Source organism: Gordonia sp. SGD-V-85 (genome assembly GCF_001456905.1).
GTDB classification, from domain to species: domain Bacteria; phylum Actinomycetota; class Actinomycetes; order Mycobacteriales; family Mycobacteriaceae; genus Gordonia; species Gordonia hongkongensis.
Genome location: NZ_LNQO01000007.1, coordinates 129,787 through 148,550, shown reverse-complemented (window position 1 = coordinate 148,550; position 18,764 = coordinate 129,787). Strand labels below are relative to the sequence as shown.

Here is an 18,764-nt window from a genome sequence, read left to right as displayed (position 1 = left end):
GTCACGGAAACCGAAGAACCCGAGCGGGTCTGCCCGCTCGGGTTTTTTCGTGGGCCGACCGACCGGATCGGCGCGTGCGATAATTCGTCGGTGAACTCCCCGGCGCGACGCGGCGCGATCTCCCAGCTGGCAGGGGAGTCGATGCGGTTCGCCGGGGTGGTGGCCGACGTCGCGGAACGTCTACCCCTCGCGGGCGGGGTCGTCGGGTCCGTCCGTGCGCGGCTGGCCGAGGCCGCCGACACCGCTGTCACCGTGGTGGTCTCGACGACGCGAGCCGTTCTGGGAGTCGTCATCCGTGAGGTCGTCGACGCATTGGTCGAGGAGGTCGACCTCACCGACCTCGTCCTCACCCACGTCGACCTGAAACGACTCATCAGCGAGGTCCTCGCACTCATCGACATCGACGAGGTGATCACCACGGTCGATCTCGATCGGGCTGTCGCACAGGTGGATCTGATGGCGGCGATCGATCTGGTGGACCTCGACAGGGTGATCGGCAAGGTCGATCTCGACTCCGTCGCCACCCGGATCGACATCGACGCGATCGCGGCCCGGATCGACATCGACGCCATCCTCGGGCGCGTCGACCTGATCGGACTCGCCGAAGAGATCATCGACGGTGTCGACCTCCCCGACATCATCCGGGAGGCGAGCACGTCGGTGACCGCCGATGTGATGACCGACGTGCGCAGCACCAGCGAACGTGCCGACGACGCGGTGGCCAACGCGGTCAACCGATTCTTGCGTCGCCGCGGTGCCGCGGCCATCGAGGCAGCTCCCGATGAGGAGGGGCCACGATGACCGCGGAACCGAAACCGACAGAGCCGCTGCAGAACTCGTCCCCGACGACGCCCGGTCTGCCGCCCGTGCACAAGGCCCATGCGGTGCAGGACCGGGACAAGAACGCGGGCATCGTGAGCCGGGGTGTCGCCTCGTTCCTCGACCTCCTCGTCGTCTGGACGATCCTCGGTGCCGCCTATGCGGGCCTGTCCCTGATGAAGTTCGTGCTCTCGGTCAGCGAATTCTCGTTGCCGGAGGTCAATCTGGTCTTCACCACGACCGGCTTCGTGCTGGTGGCGGTGCTCTACCTCGCGACGTGCTGGGAGGTCTCCGGACGCACCCTCGGGTCGGTCGTGATGGGCCTGCGGGTGGTCAATTCAGAGGGTGCACGCATCCGGCCGACCATCGCGGTGCTGCGCGCCCTGCTCTGTACGTTCTTCGCGATCGGTCTGGTGTGGGTGGTCGTCGACCGGCGTCGGCGGTCGGTGGCCGACGTCCTCCTGCGCACCCGGGTCATCTACTCTCGCTGACCGCCTTGAGCTGAGTCAGTCCCTTCTCGAAGTCCTTGCCCAGCATCTTGTCGAAGATGCCGAAGAACCCTGCCACGCGGCTGAACAACGTCTGTGCGCCGACCATCGTCCAGGACACCCGCGTCGCCTGTCCCTCCGGCGCGAGTTCGAAGGTGACGGTGTTGGTGGCCTTCATCGGCTTCTCGAAGGCAAGGTGCACCTCGACCTCGCGCGGCTCGTCGACGCGCGTGATCTCCATGGCGCCGCGACCGGCCTTCTTGTTGCCCGACCACGCGTACTTCGCGCCGACACCGGATTCCGCACCGGAGTAGTCGCGCGTCATGTCGGGGTCGACGCCCTCCCACGGCGACCAGTGCACCCACTGGTGGAAGTCGACCAGGTACGGCAGCACCGCAGTGGGCGGTGCGTCGACGATGGTGGATCGGGTGATGCGGAAGGTGTCGGACATGCGGGCCCCCGGAAGATCGGTCGGATGGTACGGAACGGGTGTCGGGCTGACGAGAGTATGACACCGGGCGCCGACGAAAATCATCGCGTCGGGGCGTCGCCGGGGGTCGACGTCAGGCCGGAGCCACCCGGCCGTGGCGGGATACGGTGTGAGGCATGGGTGAGCGGGCACGGCTGACGGCGACAGACCTGCGCGAGATGATCATCGACGACGACACGTGGGAACCGTGGGATGCGCCGGTCGGTGAGCCCGCGACGACGTCCGATGGTGCGGACGACACCTATGCCATCGAGCTCGACCGGGCACGCCGAAAGAGCGGTTCGGACGAATCGGTCACCACCGGCGCCGGCGCGATCGGCGGCCGGCGAGTGGCGATCGTGCTGGTGGAGTTCGAGTTCCTCGGCGGGTCGATCGGGCGCGATGCGGGGGCCCGGATCGTCGCAGCGGTCCGACGCGCGACACGCGAACGACTCCCGCTGCTGGCGTATCCCGCCTCCGGAGGCACCCGGATGCAGGAGGGAACCGCGGCGTTCCTGCAGATGGTTGCCATCACGGGTGCCGTGACCGACCACAAGGCCGCCGGCCTGCCCTACCTGGTGTACCTGCGTCATCCGACCACGGGCGGGGTGTTCGCGTCGTGGGGTTCGCTCGGCCACATCACCTGGGCGGAACCCGGAGCGCTCATCGGTTTTCTCGGGCCGCGCGTCTACGAAGGCCTGTACGGGGAGCCCTTTCCGGCCGATGTCCAGACCGCGGAGAATCTGGTCCGCACAACGGTTGTCGACGACGTGGTCGATCCCGTCGATCTGCCGGCCCGCCTCGCCGCGGTGCTGCGACTGCTCGACGCGCGTGACCGGCCGTCGTCGGACGACTCGGTGACGGTACGTCCGCAGCGCACGCAGTCGGGGGAGTCGGAGGACACCTGGGCCTGTGTGCTCGCCACCCGCGAGGCCGGACGCGCGGGCCTGGTCGAGTTCCTGGCCGGCGGGGATTCGGCGCCACTGTCGGGTGCCGGGCCACTGCGCTTCTCGCTCAGCGACTTCGACGGTCGGGTCGCGTTGGTCGTCGGCTACGACCGGACGTCACAGGAGGCGGGGAACCTCCCGGGGCCGCGACATCTGCGCGAGGCGCGGCGGGCGATCATGGCGGCCGACGACCTCGGACTCCCGGTGGTCACCGTGATCGACACCCCGGGCGCGGAACTGTCGGTCGTCGCCGAGGAGGGTGGCCTCGCGGCGCAGATAGCGCGCTGCACAGTCGAATTGCTCAGTGTGCGCGTGCCGACGGTCTCGGTCCTCCTCGGGCAGGGTGCGGGCGGCGCCGCGCTCGCGCTGTTCCCCGCCGACGTCCGGGTGGCGCGCGCCGACGCCTGGCTCTCGCCGTTGCCGCCCGAGGGAGCGAGTCTCATCGTGCACCGTGATCTCGACCATGCCGGTGAGATGGCCTCGCGGCAGGGCATTCTCGCCGGGCGCATGGCCGCGCAGGGCATGATCGACCACGTCGTCGACGCCGGATCGGACGACGAAGCGCTGTCGGCGATCCGCGACTGGATCGGCCGGTATCTCGCGGGATCGCCGGTTCCGGACGACGAGGCACGAACACGCGTGCCGACGAAAGACGCGCGATGAGCGCGCGCACCGTCGCCGTCGGGGCGCTCATCACCGACGAGTCAGGACGGATCCTGTTGATCCTGAGGCGGAACGAGCCGTCGGCCGGGCACTGGAGCCTCCCCGGCGGCCGGGTGGAGCCCGGGGAGTCGCTGGAGCAGGCGGTGGTCCGCGAGGTCGAAGAGGAAACCGGCTTGCGGGTGACGGTCGGCGAACCGGCCATCCAACTCGAGATCCCGGTCGGCGACGGACGGGTGTACGAGGTCCACGACTTCCGTGCCGAGATCCGTTCCGGGGAACTACGTCCAGGTGACGACGCCGCGGACGCGGCGTACTTCACACCGGCCGAGGTCCGTCGGGCGAAGGTCACGAACAGGTTGGTGGAGTACCTGGAGCAGGCCGGTGTGTTGCCGCCGGAGTCGCCCTGACGGCGCACCCGCCGACGGTCCCGGCGCAGCGGGGCCGACGTGGTGCACGGACATGGTTTTGTGCAGGATGGAGGGATGACCGATCTACTGCCCCTGGACCCTGACCAACTCCTCACCACCACCCGCTCGGTGCGCAAGCGTCTCGACTTCGAGCGTCCCGTGCCGCTCGACGTGGTCAAGGAGGCGCTCGAGGTCGCGTTGCAGGCACCGACCGGCAGCAACAGCCAGACCTGGCACTGGATCGTGCTCACCGATCCCGAGCTGAAGCAGAAGGTCGCGGACTATTACGCGCAGTCGTTCGCCAAGTACTACTCGGGCCAGGCCCCGCGGGATGAGACCGGCAAGCGCGTCGCCTCCAGTGCCCAGTACCTCGCCGACACGATGGGTCAGGTCCCGGTGCTCGTCATCGGCGCCATCTACACCGGTGGCGACCTGCCGGCGGGTAACCAGGCCGGTGTCTGGGGTTCGCTGCTGCCGGGTGCCTGGAGCCTGCAGTTGGCGTTGCGTGCTCGCGGCCTCGGATCGGCGTGGACGACCCTCCACCTGAACTACGAGAAAGAGGTGGCCGAGCTCCTCGGCATCCCGGCCAACATCCATCAGGGCGTGTTGCTGCCGGTGGCCTACAGCAAGGGCACCGATTTCAAGCCCGCGCCGCGGAAGTCTCTCGACTCGGTCCTCCACATCGACGGCTGGTGAGCGCGAGGTGCCGGATCACTTGTGATCCGGCACCTCACACCGGAGTGCCGCCAGCGCCATCGCGGTGAGGAGGCGACGCAGTCCGTGCTGGTCGAACGCGGGCAGGCGAGGCGACGAGTTGAGCAACCCGAACATCGCGTGGACCCGCACGCGGGCTTCCTCGCGGTCGAGTGTGCCCCCGTTCTCGTCGACCACCGCGAGGAGGACGTCCACCCACCGTTCCACGTAACGGCGCTGCAGCAGCCGGACCCGGTGATTGGCGTCCGGGGTCATCGACGGCAGGTCCCGATCCTGCACCGTGATGAGGTCGGGACGGGTGACGAGGACGTCGATGTGAAAGCCGATGAGCGCCACCAGGGTTTCCGTCGGTGAGCCGCCGCGGTCGGCGACCTCGCTGCCGCCGTCGTGCAGTCGCTGACTGATGTCGATGAGCATCTCGTCGAGAAGCTCGGTCTTGGAGGAGAAGTGGCGGTACATGGCCGGGCCGCTCACCCCGACGGCTCGGCCGATGTCCTCCAGTCGCACGCCGGCGAATCCTCGCTCGGCCATCTGGTGGGCGGCGGCGGACAGCAATTCGGCACGACGGGCCGCCTTGGCCTGGGTTCGGCGCGTCGGCGGACGATTCGTGATCTCCGATTCGTCCTCGCGCGGTTCATGCGTCGCGGACATCGATCCCGAACTCTACGCGTTCGCGCGTGCGGACGAGATGCAGCGTGTCCGACGTCGGCGCGCGGGGTGGGTGACCCGGTCGAATGAAAACTGCACCAGTCGGTGCTCACGAGGCCGGGAAGGGCTTAGTCTTGCGCATGATCGCGCGCCGGACGGCGGGCGCAGAACAGCCCGCGAGGGCGGCGGGCCGAGTCCCGCAGCAGCGACGAGGAGCGGATCGTGAATCCAGGCGAACCTCAGCACCCCGGCGGTCAGTGGTCAGGCGTTCCGCAGGGCCCACCGCAGACCGGGGGCTTCGCCGGCAACCAGGATCAGACGGCCCACGTCCAGCACCCCGGCACCGGGAGTCTTCCGCCTCAGCAGTGGAACACCGGCGCGCAGTACCCGCCTCCCGGTTGGGGACAGCCGGCCCGCGGCCCACGTGCCGACCTGTCGGTGATCTTCGCGCTGGCCTCCGCGGTCGCGGGGGTGGTCACGTACTTCATGGGCTTCCTCGGGTGGATCTCGGTCGGGGTCGGCGCCGAGGAGGAACTCAACCGCTGGGGAACGGATTTCGAGGAAGGGCAGGGCGGTATTCCCGCGTATTTCTCCTACGAGATCGTCCTGAACCCCGGCAAGTTCTTCATCCTGCTCGGGGTCGTCGGCATCGCGGCGACGTTCGTGCTGGTTCCGAGCTATCGCAAGGCGCTGCCGTTCCTCGCGGTCGTCGGAGTCGCCGCGTGGCTGGCCCTGTTCGCCGCGGCACTGATCACGCCGCCGTTCCTCGACCTCGGCGCCGGTGCGATCGTCGGACTGATCCTGGGATTCCTGCAGGTGACGCTGCTCATCGCGGCGGCCTTCTTGTACGGTCTGAAGAAGGATGACGCGCCCAACCGGGGATGACGGCCCCGACGATCCGATCGTCGGCCTCCTACGTCGTGCGGGATGTGTCTTCGCCGACGAAGAAGCCGCGCTGCTTCGCGAACACACCACCAACGCAACCGAACTCGACGCGCTCTGTGCCCGACGCGTGGCCGGCGTGCCGATCGAGCATCTGGTGGGCTGGGTGCAGTTCGGCGAGTTGCGGTTGTCCGTGGGCACGGGCGTCTTCGTGCCGCGGCAGCGTTCCCTGTTGTTGGCGCGCACCGCGATCGCCGCAGCAGATGCGTGCCGGTCGCCGACCGTACTCGAGGCGTTCTGCGGCGTCGCACCCATCGCCGCGAGTGTTGCGGCCGCGGTGCCCGGCGTCGAACTGCATGTCGTCGATGCTGACGACACCGCCCTCGGCTTCGCGCGCCGAAACCTGCCGGGCGGGACCGGGATTCACCTCGGTGCCGGGCTCGTCCCGCTACCGGCAGCACTACGCGGCCGTCTGGACGTGATCGCCGCAGTACCTCCCTACGTGCCCGAGTCTGCGCTCGGACTGCTGGCGCCGGAGGCGCGGGATCACGAACCGCGCGGCGCGCTGCTCGGCGGCCGGGACGGCCTCGACCACATCACGGCCTTGATCGCCGACGCCCGGAGATGGCTCGCCGTCGGTGGCGAGTTGCTGATCGAGATGAACACCGCCCAGTACGACCTGGTCGGGGTCGCCCCGCCGACCAGAGCGCACTACGAGTGCGAGGTCGTCTCGGGCGACGATGACCAGACCGCTGTGGCGCGTCTTCGGCGGGCGCGGTGAGGCCGGCCGGCTGAAAACCACCCTCCAGCGGTGGCCCGACGCCTCATGGGCGTCGGGTGCGCTGTGTCGGGCGGTTTTCAGTTGCGCCGGCTCGAAGGCCCTAGATCCCCAGCACCTCCCGCTGCCGTGCGACCGCTTCCCGGTAGCGCGCGACGTTGGCCATCTTGATCCCCTCGTAACCCCGGACCATGTCCGGTAGTTCCGCGAGGTCGACGACCGCGGGTACCTGGTCCGCGCCGATGCGCCCACTCGCGAGCGCATCGAGCGCGGCGTCGACGAGCTCCCGGTATTCGACGATCAACGCACGTTCGGTGCGACGGATCTCGCTGCGGCCGAACGGGTCCAGGCGGGTCCCCCGGAGGCGCTTCATCTTCGCGAGCGCGCTCAGCGGGGTGTCGGCCCACGATCCCAGCGCCAGCTTCTCGCGCATCCCCATACTCCGTAGGGTCGGTGGGTGGAGGCGTACCGCGACCTCGGCGTCGGCGCCGAATTCGTCGGCGATGCGCGCGGCGAACGCCGGGTCCTGCGTGAGCCGGGCGACCTCGTACTCGTCCTTGTAGGCCATCAGCTTGAACAGGTTCCGGGCGACGGCGGCGGTGAGCGAGGCGTCCGATGCGACGCGTCGTACGCGGTCGACCGTGTCGAGGTAGGTTCGCGCGTATCTCTCGTCGGAGTGGGCGGTCAGCTCGTCGTACCGGATCGCGATGGTGCGCCGGAGGTCGGCGTCGATATCCCCGAGCGCGCTGACCACCTCGAGGGCGTGGCGGCTCGGTTCGATCTCGGCGACCCCGCGACCGTGCAGTCCGTCGATGGTGCCGGACACGGAGTCGGGATCGGACACGACCTGCCGGCCGCGCCGGAACGCCTGGACGTTCGCGTCCACGGCCACGCCGTTGAGCTCGATCGCCCGCTCGATGGATTCCGCCGAGATGGCCAGCGCCCCGGCTTGATACGCAGCACCGACCATCAACATGTTGGCGTACTGCTCGTCGCCGAACAAGGCTGTCGACACCGCTCCCGAATCGAGGTACACGGTCCGCGCGACCCGGGAGTCGACCGCGGAGTGGACGGCGGAGTCCGCCGGGAACCCGACCGAGGTGTCGATGACCATCAACCCGGTCGGCACCTGGGTGGTCGAGACGATCGCGACCGTCTTCTCGGGAGCGGTGACCTTGAGGTTGACCGGGTCGGTGCCGACCAGCGGATCGCACACGAGGTACAGGTCGCAGTCCTCGGACGCCACCTTCGCCGCCTGCTCCAGCGGATACGGGGCCACCTTGATGTCGCTGACCACGGCGCCGCCCTTCTGCGCGAGCCCGGTCATGTCGACGGTCCGGGCCGAGTGGCCGTCGAGGACGGCAGCGGTGGCCAGGACCTGGGACACGGTCACCACGCCGGTACCGCCGATACCCGTGATGCGCAGGGAGAAGGTGTCGCGGATGGCGGGGACCGCGGGCATCGGCAACACGGTGTCCGCCAGATCGGCTGCGCGCGTGCGGATGCGGTCGGTGCCCGGGGTGACCGTGACGAACGACGGGCAGTCGCCCTTGAGACAGGAGAGGTCGAGGTTGCACGAACTCTGGTCGATGCGCGTCTTGCGTCCGAACTCGGTCTGGACCGGGTGCACCGAGAGGCAGTTCGACTTCTCGCCGCAGTCGCCGCACCCCTCGCAGATGCGTTCGTTGATCACGACGCGACGAGTGGGGGTGGGCATGGCGCCGCGCTTGCGCTTGCGGCGCTTCTCGGCGGCGCAATGCTGATCGTGCACGAGCACCGTGACGCCCGCGACGCCCGCGAGTTCGGTCTGTACCTCGAGCAGGTCATCGCGGTGGCGGACCTCGACGGTGTCGGGGAGTCCCAGCGTACGAACATGTTTCGGGTCGTCGGAGGTGACCACGACCCGGCTGACACCTTCGTCGAGCAGCAGTGACGTCAACCGCGGCAGGGTCATCCCGCCCACCGGGTCCTGTCCGCCGGTCATCGCGACGGTGCCGTTGTAGAGCAGCTTGTAGGTGATGTTCGCGCCCGACGCCACGGCCGCCCGCAACGCCAGCGACCCCGAGTGCGAGAAGGTTCCGTCGCCGATGTTCTGCACGAAGTGGTCCGCGGACACAAACGGGGCCATGCCGATCCATTGCGCGCCCTCGCCGCCCATCTGGGTGACCCCGGCGATGTCGCCGACCTGCCGGGGATCCATCAGCAACACCATCGCGTGACAACCGATGCCGGCGCCGACCAGGGTGTTCTCGGCGACCTTCGTCGAACTGTTGTGGGGGCAGCCGGAGCAGAAGTACGGGGTGCGCACCGCCAACGGGAGTTCGATGCGGGTGCGGCGAGCGGCTTTGCGGTCGAGCCAGATCCGCGCGGCGTCGACCCCGTGGCGGGCGAGACGGTCGGCGAGTCCTCGGGTCACCGCGTCGACGTCGAGTTCGCCGAAGCGGGAGAACAAGGTCGATCCGTCTTCGTGCACCTTCCCCACGATGCGCGGGGCCCGCGGGTGGCGGAACAGGATGTCGCGCATCATCGTCTCGATGAAGTCGCGCTTCTCCTCGACCACGATGACCTCGTCGAGATCACCGGTGGCGGTGTCGAACATGAAGCGATTCAGGATCTCTCGCTCGATCGGGTAGACCATGCCGAGCTTGAGGATGCGGATTCCGAGCCGGCGCAGATCCTCGTCGTCGATCCGCATCAGACGCAGTGCTTCCCGGAGATCGAGGTAGGTCTTTCCCGCGGCGACGATGCCGATGCGGTCGTCGGGACTCGAGACCACGATCCGGTTGAGGCCGTTGAGCCGTGCGTACTCCTGCGCACGCGGGAGCCGGGTGGTCAGCTGATTCTGTTCGAGTTCCATGAGGTGGGCGCCGAGTAGGCGCCCGCTGGGCACGTGGGGGCTCGTCCCGAGGTCGCCGTAGACGGGCACTATGCGGTCCGGGTCGACGCGTGCGGTCGACGCGCCGTCCGCGACGTGCGCGGAGATCTTGAGCGAGGTCCAGACCCCGCTGGTGCGGCTCATGAGCGCCGCATGGACACCGAGATCCAAGATGTCTTGGGAATCGGCCGGATAGAGGATCGGGATGTAGAGGTCGGCCAGCGCCATCTCCGATGCGCACGGGACCGTCGAGGATTTCGCGCCCGGGTCGTCACCGACCAGCGCGACCGCGCCACCGGTGGAATGGGTTCCGATCAGATTCGCGTGCCGCAGGGCGTCCGTCGCGCGATCGAGACCGGGCGCCTTGCCGTACCAGTATCCGACGACGCCGTCGCGGGGGAGCCCGTCCGCGGACGGCGTCAATTCGGCACCGCCGATGACCTGTGCGGCGAGCTGCGAACCCATCACCGAGGTCGCGGCGAGCTCTTCGTTGAGACCGGGCCGGTGGATGACGTCGTACGGGGCGAGATGCTCGTGCCGTCGGGCGAGTTCGAGATCGTAACCGGCGAGGGGAGAGCCCTCGTAGCCGGAGATGAACGAGGCCGTCCGGAGGCCGGAACGGCGGTCGACGCGAGCGCGGTCGCGGACCATGCGTACCAGGGCCTGGATGCCGGTGAGGTAGATGTCGCCGGACTCGCGGGTGTAGCGGTCGTCGAGCGAGAACCCGGTGGCTGCCGTCTCGGGCGGCGTGCCGGGGGTCGGGACGTGCTCGGAGCGAGCGCGGTCGTCTGCGAGGGTCATGGGGTCACCTGGCCTTCTGTGTGCGGTGGCCGGTCCGGGGTTCCGGGGTGTCGGCGCATCGGTTGTGTCGGCCCGGGGGTGGTGGGCCTGCCACAACAGTACGAGAAGACGTGATGCGCGTCACGTAGGTCATGTCGACGCGGTGGATGAACCGGGGCGTGACATGGGCCACTTCATCGCGTACGATCACTTTCAGTTAATAGCCACTAACTGAAGGGTCGACGGTGACCAGCACGCTCGACGGCTTCCGGGCCGCACACCAGCGCAATCTCGACCTGCTCGACGAACGCCTGCGAGAGGTGTCCGCCGGCGGCGGCGCGAAGGCTCGTGATCGCCACGTCGCTCGCGGAAAGTTGCTCCCGCGGGACCGGGTCGACGGGCTGCTCGACGTCGGGTCGCCGTTCATCGAGGTGGCCCCGCTCGCGGCCTTCGGGATGTACGGCGGCAAGGTGCCCGCCGCCGGGGTCATCGCCGGCGTGGGGCGCGTCGCGGGTCGAGAGTGCATGATCGTCGCCAACGACGCCACGGTCTCCGGCGGCACGTACTACCCGGTCACGGTCAAGAAGCATCTGCGTGCGCAGGAGATCGCGGCGGCCAACCGGCTCCCGTGCATCTACCTCGTCGACTCGGGCGGCGCGATGTTGCTCCAGCAGGACGAGGTGTTCCCCGACCGGGATCACTTCGGACGGATCTTCTTCAATCAGGCGACCATGAGCGCCGCCGGCATCCCGCAGATCGCCGCGGTGCTCGGGTCGTCGACCGCCGGCGGGGCCTATGTCCCGGCGATGAGCGACGAGACGGTGATCGTGCGCAATCAGGGCACCATCTTCCTCGCGGGCCCGCCACTGGTGAAGGCGGCGACCGGAGAAGATGTCTCCGCCGAGGACCTCGGCGGTGGTGCGATGCACTCATCGGTCTCCGGTGTCACCGACCACCTCGTCGACAACGACCAGCAGGCGCTCGCCAAGGTCCGCGAGATCGTCGCGACGCTCGGGCCCCGTGAGGCGCCACAGTGGGAGACGATCCCGGTCCGCGAGCCGGTGCGGCCGCAGACCGACATCTACGACGTGGTGCCCACCGACCCGCGAACTCCGTACGACGTCCGATCGGTCATCGAGATCTTGTGCGATGGAGGAGAATACAACGAGTTCAAGGCGAACTACGGCACCAGTCTGGTGACGGCGTTCGCGCACCTGCACGGTCACCCGGTGGGGATCGTCGCCAACAACGGTGTCCTGTTCAGCGAATCCGCGCTGAAGGGAGCTCATTTCATCGAACTGTGCGACCAGCGTCGCATCCCGTTGCTGTTCCTGCAGAACATCACCGGCTTCATGGTCGGCAAGGCCTACGAGCAGGGCGGCATCGCCAAGCACGGGGCCAAGATGGTCAATGCCGTGGCGTGTGCACGCGTGCCCAAGTTCACCGTCATGGTCGGCGGCTCCTTCGGGGCGGGCAACTACTCGATGTGCGGACGCGCGTACTCGCCCAGATTCCTGTGGATGTGGCCCAACGCCCGCATCTCGGTCATGGGCGGACCGCAGGCCGCCGACACCCTCGGAACGGTGCGACGCAACCAGATCGAGCGATCCGGCGCGGAATGGTCCACCGAGGACGAGGAAGCGTTCAAGGCCCCGATCCGCGAACAGTTCGAACAACAATCGGATGCCTACTACTCGACGGCGCGGCTGTGGGACGACGGCATCGTCGACCCAGCACAGACCCGGACACTGCTCGGCCTCGCTCTCGAGACCGCCCGCTACGCACCGCTCGCCGATCCGCGCTACGGCGTCTTCCGGATGTGACGACCGATGCCGACGCCGCTCCGCCTACCCCGAGGACTTCGACCGTGAGTACCAGACCCATCCGCAGTGTCCTGGTGGCCAACCGTGGTGAGATCGCCTGCCGGGTGATCGACACCCTGCGCCACATGGGAATCCGCAGTATCGCCGTCTATTCCGACGCCGACGCGCAAGCGCGCCACGTCCGGGAGGCCGACGTCGCCGTGCACATCGGCCCGGCCGCCGCCACCCAGAGCTACCTCGACATCGCAAAAGTGGTCGACGCGGCACGCAAGACCGGTGCCGACGCCGTCCACCCGGGCTACGGATTCCTGTCGGAGAACCAGAAGTTCGCGGCCGCTCTGGCGGAGGCGGGCATCGTCTTCATCGGGCCGCCCGCGGAGGCGATCGCGACGATGGGAGACAAGATCACGGCCCGGGCCGCCGTCACCGCTCGCGACGTGCCGGTGGTGCCGGGTCTGTCGCGCCCCGGCCTGACCGACGACGACCTCATCGCCGCGGCACCCGACATCGGGTTCCCGGTTCTCATCAAGCCCAGTGCGGGTGGCGGTGGCAAGGGGATGCATCGCGTGGCCGAGGCGTCGGAGCTGCCGGCTGCGCTGGAGCGGGCCCGCCGTGAGGCCGCCGCCGCGTTCGGCGACGACGCGCTGTTCCTCGAGCATTTCGTCGACACCCCGCGCCACATCGAGGTGCAGGTCCTCGCCGATCAGCACGGGAACGTCATCCACCTCGGCGAGCGCGAGTGCTCATTGCAGCGGCGGCACCAGAAGGTGATCGAGGAGGCGCCGTCGGCGCTGCTCGACGCCGAGACCCGTGCTCGCATCGGTGAGGCCGCGTGCGATGCCGCGCGCAGTGTCGGCTACACCGGGGCGGGCACGGTCGAGTTCATCGTGTCGGCGCACCGGCCCGACGAGTTCTTCTTCATGGAGATGAACACCCGCCTGCAGGTCGAGCACCCGGTGACCGAGCTCGTCACCGGAGTCGACCTCGTGGAACAACAGATCCGCGTCGCCCGCGGAGAAGTCCTGGGTCTGACGCAGGACACGATCACCCTCAGCGGCCACGCGATCGAGGCACGCGTGTACGCCGAGGACCCGGCCCGCGGTTTCCTGCCGACCGGCGGCACGATCGAGCATCTCGTCCATCCCGACACCTCGGCCGGTGGCGGCATCCGCGTCGACTCGGCCATGCTCGACGGATTGCGCGTCGGCAGTGACTACGACCCGATGCTCGCGAAGATCATCGCCTACGGTGCCGACCGGGAGGAGGCGCTCGAACGTCTCGATCAGGCACTGGCCCACACACGCGTGCTGGGCGTGGTCACCAACATCGACTTCTGCCGCTTCGTCCTGCGCCAGCAGGCGGTCGTGGACGCCGACCTCGACACCGAGCTGTTGGACCGCCTCGTCACCGATTACGCTGCGCCGGAGCCCATTCCCGAGGCACAGGTGCTCGTGGGTCTGGCACGGATCGGCGCTCGCGATGCCGACGACGTCTGGTCCTCGGCGGTCGGATGGCGGGTCGGTCGATCCGCTCCGGTCCGCACCCGCCTCGTCGCCGGCGGACGACATTCGACGGTGGCCATCCAGGTCGATGCCGCCGACGAATGGTCCGTCTCGGGAACCGCCACCGTCACCTTCGACGACGACGCCGAGGCGCCGTGGACCGGGCACGTGGTCTACCAGCCGGCGCAGCCCGGCGACGGTCGCGGCTCGGACCGCCTGGTCGTCGACGGGGTGACGCAGTCGTGGTCGAGTGTTCGCGTCGGAGAGAGCTGGTGGGTGGGAGGGCCGTCGGGCACCTGGGTCCTCGAACTCGCGAAGCCCCTGCTCGACGAGGCCGCCGACGAGCACGCCGGCGAGATCACCAGCCCGATGCCGGGCACCGTGGTCGCCGTCGCCACCGAGATCGGGGCCGACGTCTCCGCCGGCCAGTCGATCGTCGTCGTCGAGGCGATGAAGATGGAACATGCACTCACCGCGCCGGTGGACGGCACCGTCGACATCTCCGTGAAGGTGGGGGACAAGGTCGACGCGGGACAGATCCTCGCCGTCGTCACCGCCGGCGATCCCCTTGATCCCTGAGGTGCGAGGAGCGAAAGCGACGAGCCTTTACTGATCCCTGAGGTGCGAGGAGCGAAAGCGACGAGCCACGAAGGGCCCTGAACCACCCGTCGAACAACCTTCCCAGGAGAACACTCACATGGAACTCACCCAGGAGTACACCGACCTCATCGCGACGGTCCGCGACTTCGCGCAGACCGTGGTGGCGCCGGTGGCCGCGAAACACGATGCCGAGCACAGCTTTCCGTATGACGTCGTCGCCCAGATGGGCAAGATGGGACTGTTCGGGCTTCCCTTCGACGAGAAGTACGGCGGCATGGGCGGCGACTACTTCGCCCTGTCACTCGCGCTGGAGGAACTCGGCAAGGTCGACCAGTCCGTCGCCATCACCCTCGAGGCCGGGGTGAGTCTGGGCGCCATGCCCATCTACCGATTCGGCAGCGAGGAGCAGAAAGAGCAGTACCTCCCCGAACTCACCGCGGGCACGGCGCTCGCCGGCTTCGGGTTGACCGAACCCGGGGCGGGTTCGGATGCCGGGGCCACCGCGACCACGGCCCGGGACGACGGTGACTCCTGGATCATCAACGGCGGCAAGCAGTTCATCACCAACTCGGGGACCGACATCACCTCACTGGTGACGGTGACCGCGGTGACCGGGGTGAAGGAGAACGGCAAGAAGGAGATCTCCACGATCATCGTGCCGTCCGGCACGCCGGGTTTCACCGCCGAGCCGGCGTACAACAAGGTCGGGTGGAATGCCTCGGATACCCATCCGCTGACCTTCACCGACGTACGCGTTCCCAAGGAGAACCTGCTCGGTGTCCGCGGCCGCGGATACGCCAACTTCCTGTCCATCCTCGACGAGGGGCGGATCGCCATCGCAGCCCTCGCCACCGGCGTCGCCCAGGGGTGCGTCGACGAGAGCGTGAAGTACGCCAAGGAGCGACAATCCTTCGGCAAGGCGATCGGTGAGTACCAGTCGGTGTCCTTTGCGATCGCCCGGATGGAGGCGCGCGCCCACGTCGCGCGGACCGCCTACTACGACGCGGCGGCGAAGATGTTGGCGGGCAAGCCCTTCAAGAAGGAGGCGTCGATCGCCAAGATGATCGCCAGTGAGGCGGCGATGGACAATGCCCGGATGGCCACGCAGATCCACGGCGGGTACGGCTTCATGAACGAATATCCCGTCGCCCGGCACTACCGCGATTCGAAGATCCTCGAGATCGGTGAGGGCACGACCGAGGTGCAGCTCATGCTGATCGCGCGCGAGCTGGGGTTCGCATGAGCGACACCACCGGCGGGCGTCGAATCGTGCAGCGCGGGTTGTGGTTCGGCGAGTTCGAGGAGGGCACGATCTACGAACACCGGCCCGGACGCACTGTCACCGAGGCCGACAACGTGCTGTTCACGACGCTGACCATGAACACGCAGGCGCTCCACCTCGACGCCGCCTGGTCGGCCGAACAGCCGGGTTTCGGCGGGCAACGACTGATCAACTCCATGTTCACCCTGTCGACGATCGTGGGATTGTCGGTCTCCCAACTCACCCAGGGCACCCTCGTGGCGAACCTGGGCTTCAGCGAGGTCGCCTTCCCGGCGCCGTTGTTCGCCGGCGACACCCTGTACGCGGAGACCGAGTGCACCGGTAAACGCGAATCGCGGTCGCGTCCGGGTGAGGGCGTGGTGAACTTGACCCACATCGGACGCAACCAGCACGGCGAGGTCGTCGCCCGCGCCGCACGAGCAACGCTGGTGCGCAGGCAACGGACGGAGTGACGACGATGTTCTTCGAGGACCCACCCGGCGGCCCGGTCGCGGGTTCCGGACTGTCGGGGCAGCTCACCAACGCGTGGCTGCCGCCCGGGCCGGCGATGTTGTTCTGCCCGGCGGACCGTCCCGAGCGATACCAGAAGGCCCTCGACCGGGCCGACGTCGTCATCCTCGACCTCGAGGACGCGGTGTCGCCGACGAACCGCGCCGCAGCCCGGGAGGCTCTCGTCGCCAATCCGGTCGATCCGGACCGCACCATCGTGCGGATCAACCCGGCCGGTACCGGCGACTACCGGCGCGATCTCGCCGCCGTCTCGGAGACGAACTACCGGGTGGTCATGCAGGCCAAGGCCGAGGACGTGTCCTCGATCCTGGACACCGCGTTCCAGACGATCGCACTGATCGAGACGCCGCTCGGCGCGACCCGCGCCCGCGACATCGCCGCCACCTCCAACTGCATCGGACTGATGTGGGGGGCAGAGGATCTCGTCGCGGGCCTCGGCGGCACGTCGAGCCGGTTCGGTCCGGGTGAAGCCCGGCCGGGTGAGTACCGGGACGTCGCGAGTTGGGTCCGGTCGATGGTCCGCATCGCGGCCGCCGCGTACGGGAAGTTCGCCGTCGACTCGGTGCACCTCGACATCTCCGACGTCGACGGACTCGTCGCCGAGGTCCGCGACGCGGTGGCCCTGGGTTACACCGCGACCGCATGCATCCATCCGTCCCAGGTCGATCACATCCGGAACGGTTACCGCCCGTCGGACGAGGCGGTCGAGTGGGCGCGCAAGGTCCTCGACGGTGCGGCCGAACACGCGGGCGGGGTGTTCAGCCTCGACGGTCAGATGATCGACGGGCCGGTCCTGCGCCAGGCGGAGGTCGTCCTGTCCCGTGTGAGCGGTACGCGTACCGATCCCGCCCCCGAGAACTGACGAAGCCCCCGACCATCCGGGCATCCACCCCCCGAGAACAGACCGGAGCGAGAACATGAGCACCGAGGCGCACCCGAAGCCTGCACACACGCGCGGTGAGGAGACACCGGCACTGCTCACCGAGACCATCGGAGCCACCCTGGCCCGAACCGTCGCGGACCACGGCGAGCGAACCGCGTTGATCGACGCCGCCGCACGGCGGGAATGGCGATACACCGAGTTCCACCGTGACGTACGCGCGCTCGCGGCCGGACTGCTACGACTCGGCGTGTCGGTCGGCGACCGCGTCGGGCTGTGGTCGCCGAACCGGTTCGAATGGGTGTTGACCCAGTACGCCGCGGCCGAGATCGGCGCCGTGCTGGTCAATCTCAATCCCGCGTACCGGCAGAACGAGATCGAGTACGCGCTGCAGCAGTCCGGGACGAGCGTCGTCCTGGCCGCCGAGAGCTTCAAGGACTCGGCCTATTCGACGATGCTCGACCAGGCCCGGCCACAGTGCCCGGAGCTGCGCGAAGTGGTCCTGTTCGAATCCCCCGGCTGGGATGCGCTGTGTGTCGAGCCGAGCGCCGACGAGCTCACACGCGTCGACGAGATCGCTGCGTCGCTCTCACCCGACGACCCGATCAACATCCAGTACACCTCGGGTACAACGGGTTTCCCGAAGGGTGCGACGCTGTCGCACCGGAACATCGGGAACAACGGGTACCTCGTCGGCGAACTGCTGAACTACACCGCCGACGACCGGATCTGCCTACCCGTGCCCTTCTACCACTGCTTCGGCATGGTGATGGGTAACCTTGCGGCGACGAGTCACGGTGCGGCGATGGTGATTCCGGCGCCGGCCTTCGACCCGCGGGCCACCCTCGAGGCGGTCGCGGAGTACCGCTGCACCAGCCTCTACGGCGTGCCCACCATGTTCATCGCCGAACTCGGCCTGCTCGACGACGGGCTCGACATCGACCTGTCGAGCCTGCGCACCGGCATCATGGCGGGGTCGCCGTGCCCCGAGTACGTCATGCGGCAGGTCGTCGACCGCATGCACATGCGTGAGGTGTCGATCTGTTACGGCATGACCGAGACGTCGCCGGTGTCGACGCAGACGCGGGTCGACGATCCCCTCGAGTTGCGTGTGACCACCGTCGGGCGGGTCGGCCCGCACCTGGAGATCAAGGTCGTCGATCCCGGAACCGGGGAGACCTCGGCGCGCGGCGAGACGGGCGAGTTGTGTACGCGCGGTTACTCGGTGATGACCGGATACTGGAACGACCCGGAGAAGACGGCCGAGGCCATCGACGCCGACGGCTGGATGCACACCGGCGACCTCGCCGACATGGACGAGAACGGTTATGTCCGGATCACCGGGCGCATCAAGGACATGGTGATCCGCGGCGGGGAGAACATCTACCCGCGCGAGATCGAGGAGTTCCTCTACACCCATCCCGACATCCTCGACGCCCAGGTGATCGGGGTGCCCGACGTGAAATACGGCGAGGAGCTGATGGCCTGGGTCCGGTTGCGCGACACCGCAACCGAATTCACCGCCGACGACCTGCGCGAGTTCGCGACCGGCAAGATCGCGCGACACAAGATCCCGCGGTACGTCCATGTGGTCGAGGAGTTCCCGATGACCGTCACCGGGAAGGTCCGCAAGGTGGCGATGCGCGACGAGGCGGTCTCGATCCTCGAGCAGTTGCGATGAGCACGTCGAGGACTGC

General features: G+C 68.4%; 16 protein-coding genes. 13 read left to right on the top strand and 3 right to left on the bottom strand.

All coding sequences use genetic code 11. From position 1 onward, the window contains the following. Positions 1–90: 90 nt before the first annotated feature. A complete protein-coding gene (locus AS181_RS10530) occupies positions 91–801 on the top strand; it encodes a hypothetical protein (RefSeq protein ID WP_223258814.1) in 711 nt (236 codons plus the stop codon). Further along, positions 798–1,310 (top strand): RDD family protein, encoded by a 513-nt coding sequence (locus tag AS181_RS10525; protein ID WP_058251542.1) that lies wholly within the window; start codon positions 798–800, stop codon positions 1,308–1,310. Before AS181_RS10530 ends, AS181_RS10525 begins: the two co-directional genes overlap by 4 nt. Here the strand turns inward: AS181_RS10525 and AS181_RS10520 are convergent. Next, positions 1,294–1,758, bottom strand: coding sequence for an SRPBCC family protein (locus AS181_RS10520; protein WP_058251541.1), 465 nt, complete (start codon positions 1,756–1,758; stop codon positions 1,294–1,296). The genes AS181_RS10525 and AS181_RS10520 overlap by 17 nt on opposite strands. Positions 1,759–1,913: 155 nt before the next feature. On the opposite strand from AS181_RS10520, the gene AS181_RS10515 reads away from it, so the two are divergent. The 3 genes from AS181_RS10515 (at position 1,914) to AS181_RS10505 (ending at position 4,489) form a co-directional block, all read left to right on the top strand. After that, positions 1,914–3,386 carry a carboxyl transferase domain-containing protein gene (locus tag AS181_RS10515; protein ID WP_058251540.1) on the top strand — a complete coding sequence of 491 codons (1,473 nt, stop codon included), beginning with the start codon at positions 1,914–1,916 and terminating at the stop codon, positions 3,384–3,386. Next, on the top strand, positions 3,383–3,793 hold the full coding sequence (locus AS181_RS10510) for an NUDIX hydrolase (protein WP_058251539.1): 411 nt from the start codon (positions 3,383–3,385) through the stop codon (positions 3,791–3,793). The genes AS181_RS10515 and AS181_RS10510 overlap by 4 nt, the downstream gene beginning before the upstream one ends. Before the next feature lie 75 nt (positions 3,794–3,868). After that, entirely contained in the window at positions 3,869–4,489 is a 621-nt protein-coding gene (locus AS181_RS10505; RefSeq protein WP_058251538.1) for a nitroreductase family protein, read from the top strand. Positions 4,490–4,504: 15 nt separating this feature from the next. Here the strand turns inward: AS181_RS10505 and AS181_RS10500 are convergent, their stop codons facing one another. After that, positions 4,505–5,158, bottom strand: coding sequence for a TetR/AcrR family transcriptional regulator (locus AS181_RS10500; protein WP_058251537.1), 654 nt, complete (start codon positions 5,156–5,158; stop codon positions 4,505–4,507). Positions 5,159–5,377: 219 nt separating this feature from the next. On the opposite strand from AS181_RS10500, the gene AS181_RS10495 reads away from it, so the two are divergent. Beyond that, a complete protein-coding gene (locus AS181_RS10495) occupies positions 5,378–6,040 on the top strand; it encodes a DUF5336 domain-containing protein (protein ID WP_058251536.1) in 663 nt (220 codons plus the stop codon). After that, positions 6,018–6,818, top strand: a complete 801-nt coding sequence (locus tag AS181_RS10490; RefSeq protein WP_058251535.1) for an SAM-dependent methyltransferase — start codon at positions 6,018–6,020, stop codon at positions 6,816–6,818. The genes AS181_RS10495 and AS181_RS10490 overlap by 23 nt, the downstream gene beginning before the upstream one ends. A 100-nt stretch (positions 6,819–6,918) precedes the next feature. Here AS181_RS10490 and AS181_RS10485 read toward each other — a convergent pair whose 3' ends face one another. Next, complete coding sequence (locus tag AS181_RS10485) at positions 6,919–10,491, bottom strand: indolepyruvate ferredoxin oxidoreductase family protein (RefSeq protein ID WP_058251534.1); 3,573 nt, start codon at positions 10,489–10,491, stop codon at positions 6,919–6,921. A 224-nt stretch (positions 10,492–10,715) separates the two neighbouring features. Between AS181_RS10485 and AS181_RS10480 the strand changes: the two genes are divergently transcribed. The 6 genes from AS181_RS10480 to AS181_RS10455 all read left to right on the top strand — a co-directional run bounded on the left by AS181_RS10480 (position 10,716) and on the right by AS181_RS10455 (position 18,748). Beyond that, positions 10,716–12,293, top strand: coding sequence for a carboxyl transferase domain-containing protein (locus AS181_RS10480; RefSeq protein ID WP_058251533.1), 1,578 nt, complete (start codon positions 10,716–10,718; stop codon positions 12,291–12,293). 44 nt (positions 12,294–12,337) lie between these two features. Next, positions 12,338–14,374 (top strand): acetyl/propionyl/methylcrotonyl-CoA carboxylase subunit alpha, encoded by a 2,037-nt coding sequence (locus AS181_RS10475; protein ID WP_058251532.1) that lies wholly within the window; start codon positions 12,338–12,340, stop codon positions 14,372–14,374. Positions 14,375–14,492: 118 nt separating this feature from the next. Further along, positions 14,493–15,638: an acyl-CoA dehydrogenase family protein gene (locus AS181_RS10470; RefSeq protein WP_058251531.1), complete on the top strand. Its 1,146-nt coding sequence runs from the start codon at positions 14,493–14,495 to the stop codon at positions 15,636–15,638. Beyond that, a complete protein-coding gene (locus tag AS181_RS10465) occupies positions 15,635–16,129 on the top strand; it encodes a MaoC family dehydratase (protein WP_058251530.1) in 495 nt (164 codons plus the stop codon). Before AS181_RS10470 ends, AS181_RS10465 begins: the two co-directional genes overlap by 4 nt. Before the next feature lie 5 nt (positions 16,130–16,134). Next, positions 16,135–17,049 (top strand): HpcH/HpaI aldolase/citrate lyase family protein, encoded by a 915-nt coding sequence (locus AS181_RS10460; protein WP_058251675.1) that lies wholly within the window; start codon positions 16,135–16,137, stop codon positions 17,047–17,049. A 55-nt stretch (positions 17,050–17,104) separates the two neighbouring features. Next, positions 17,105–18,748 carry an AMP-binding protein gene (locus AS181_RS10455; RefSeq protein ID WP_058251529.1) on the top strand — a complete coding sequence of 548 codons (1,644 nt, stop codon included), beginning with the start codon at positions 17,105–17,107 and terminating at the stop codon, positions 18,746–18,748. Positions 18,749–18,764: the final 16 nt, after the last annotated feature.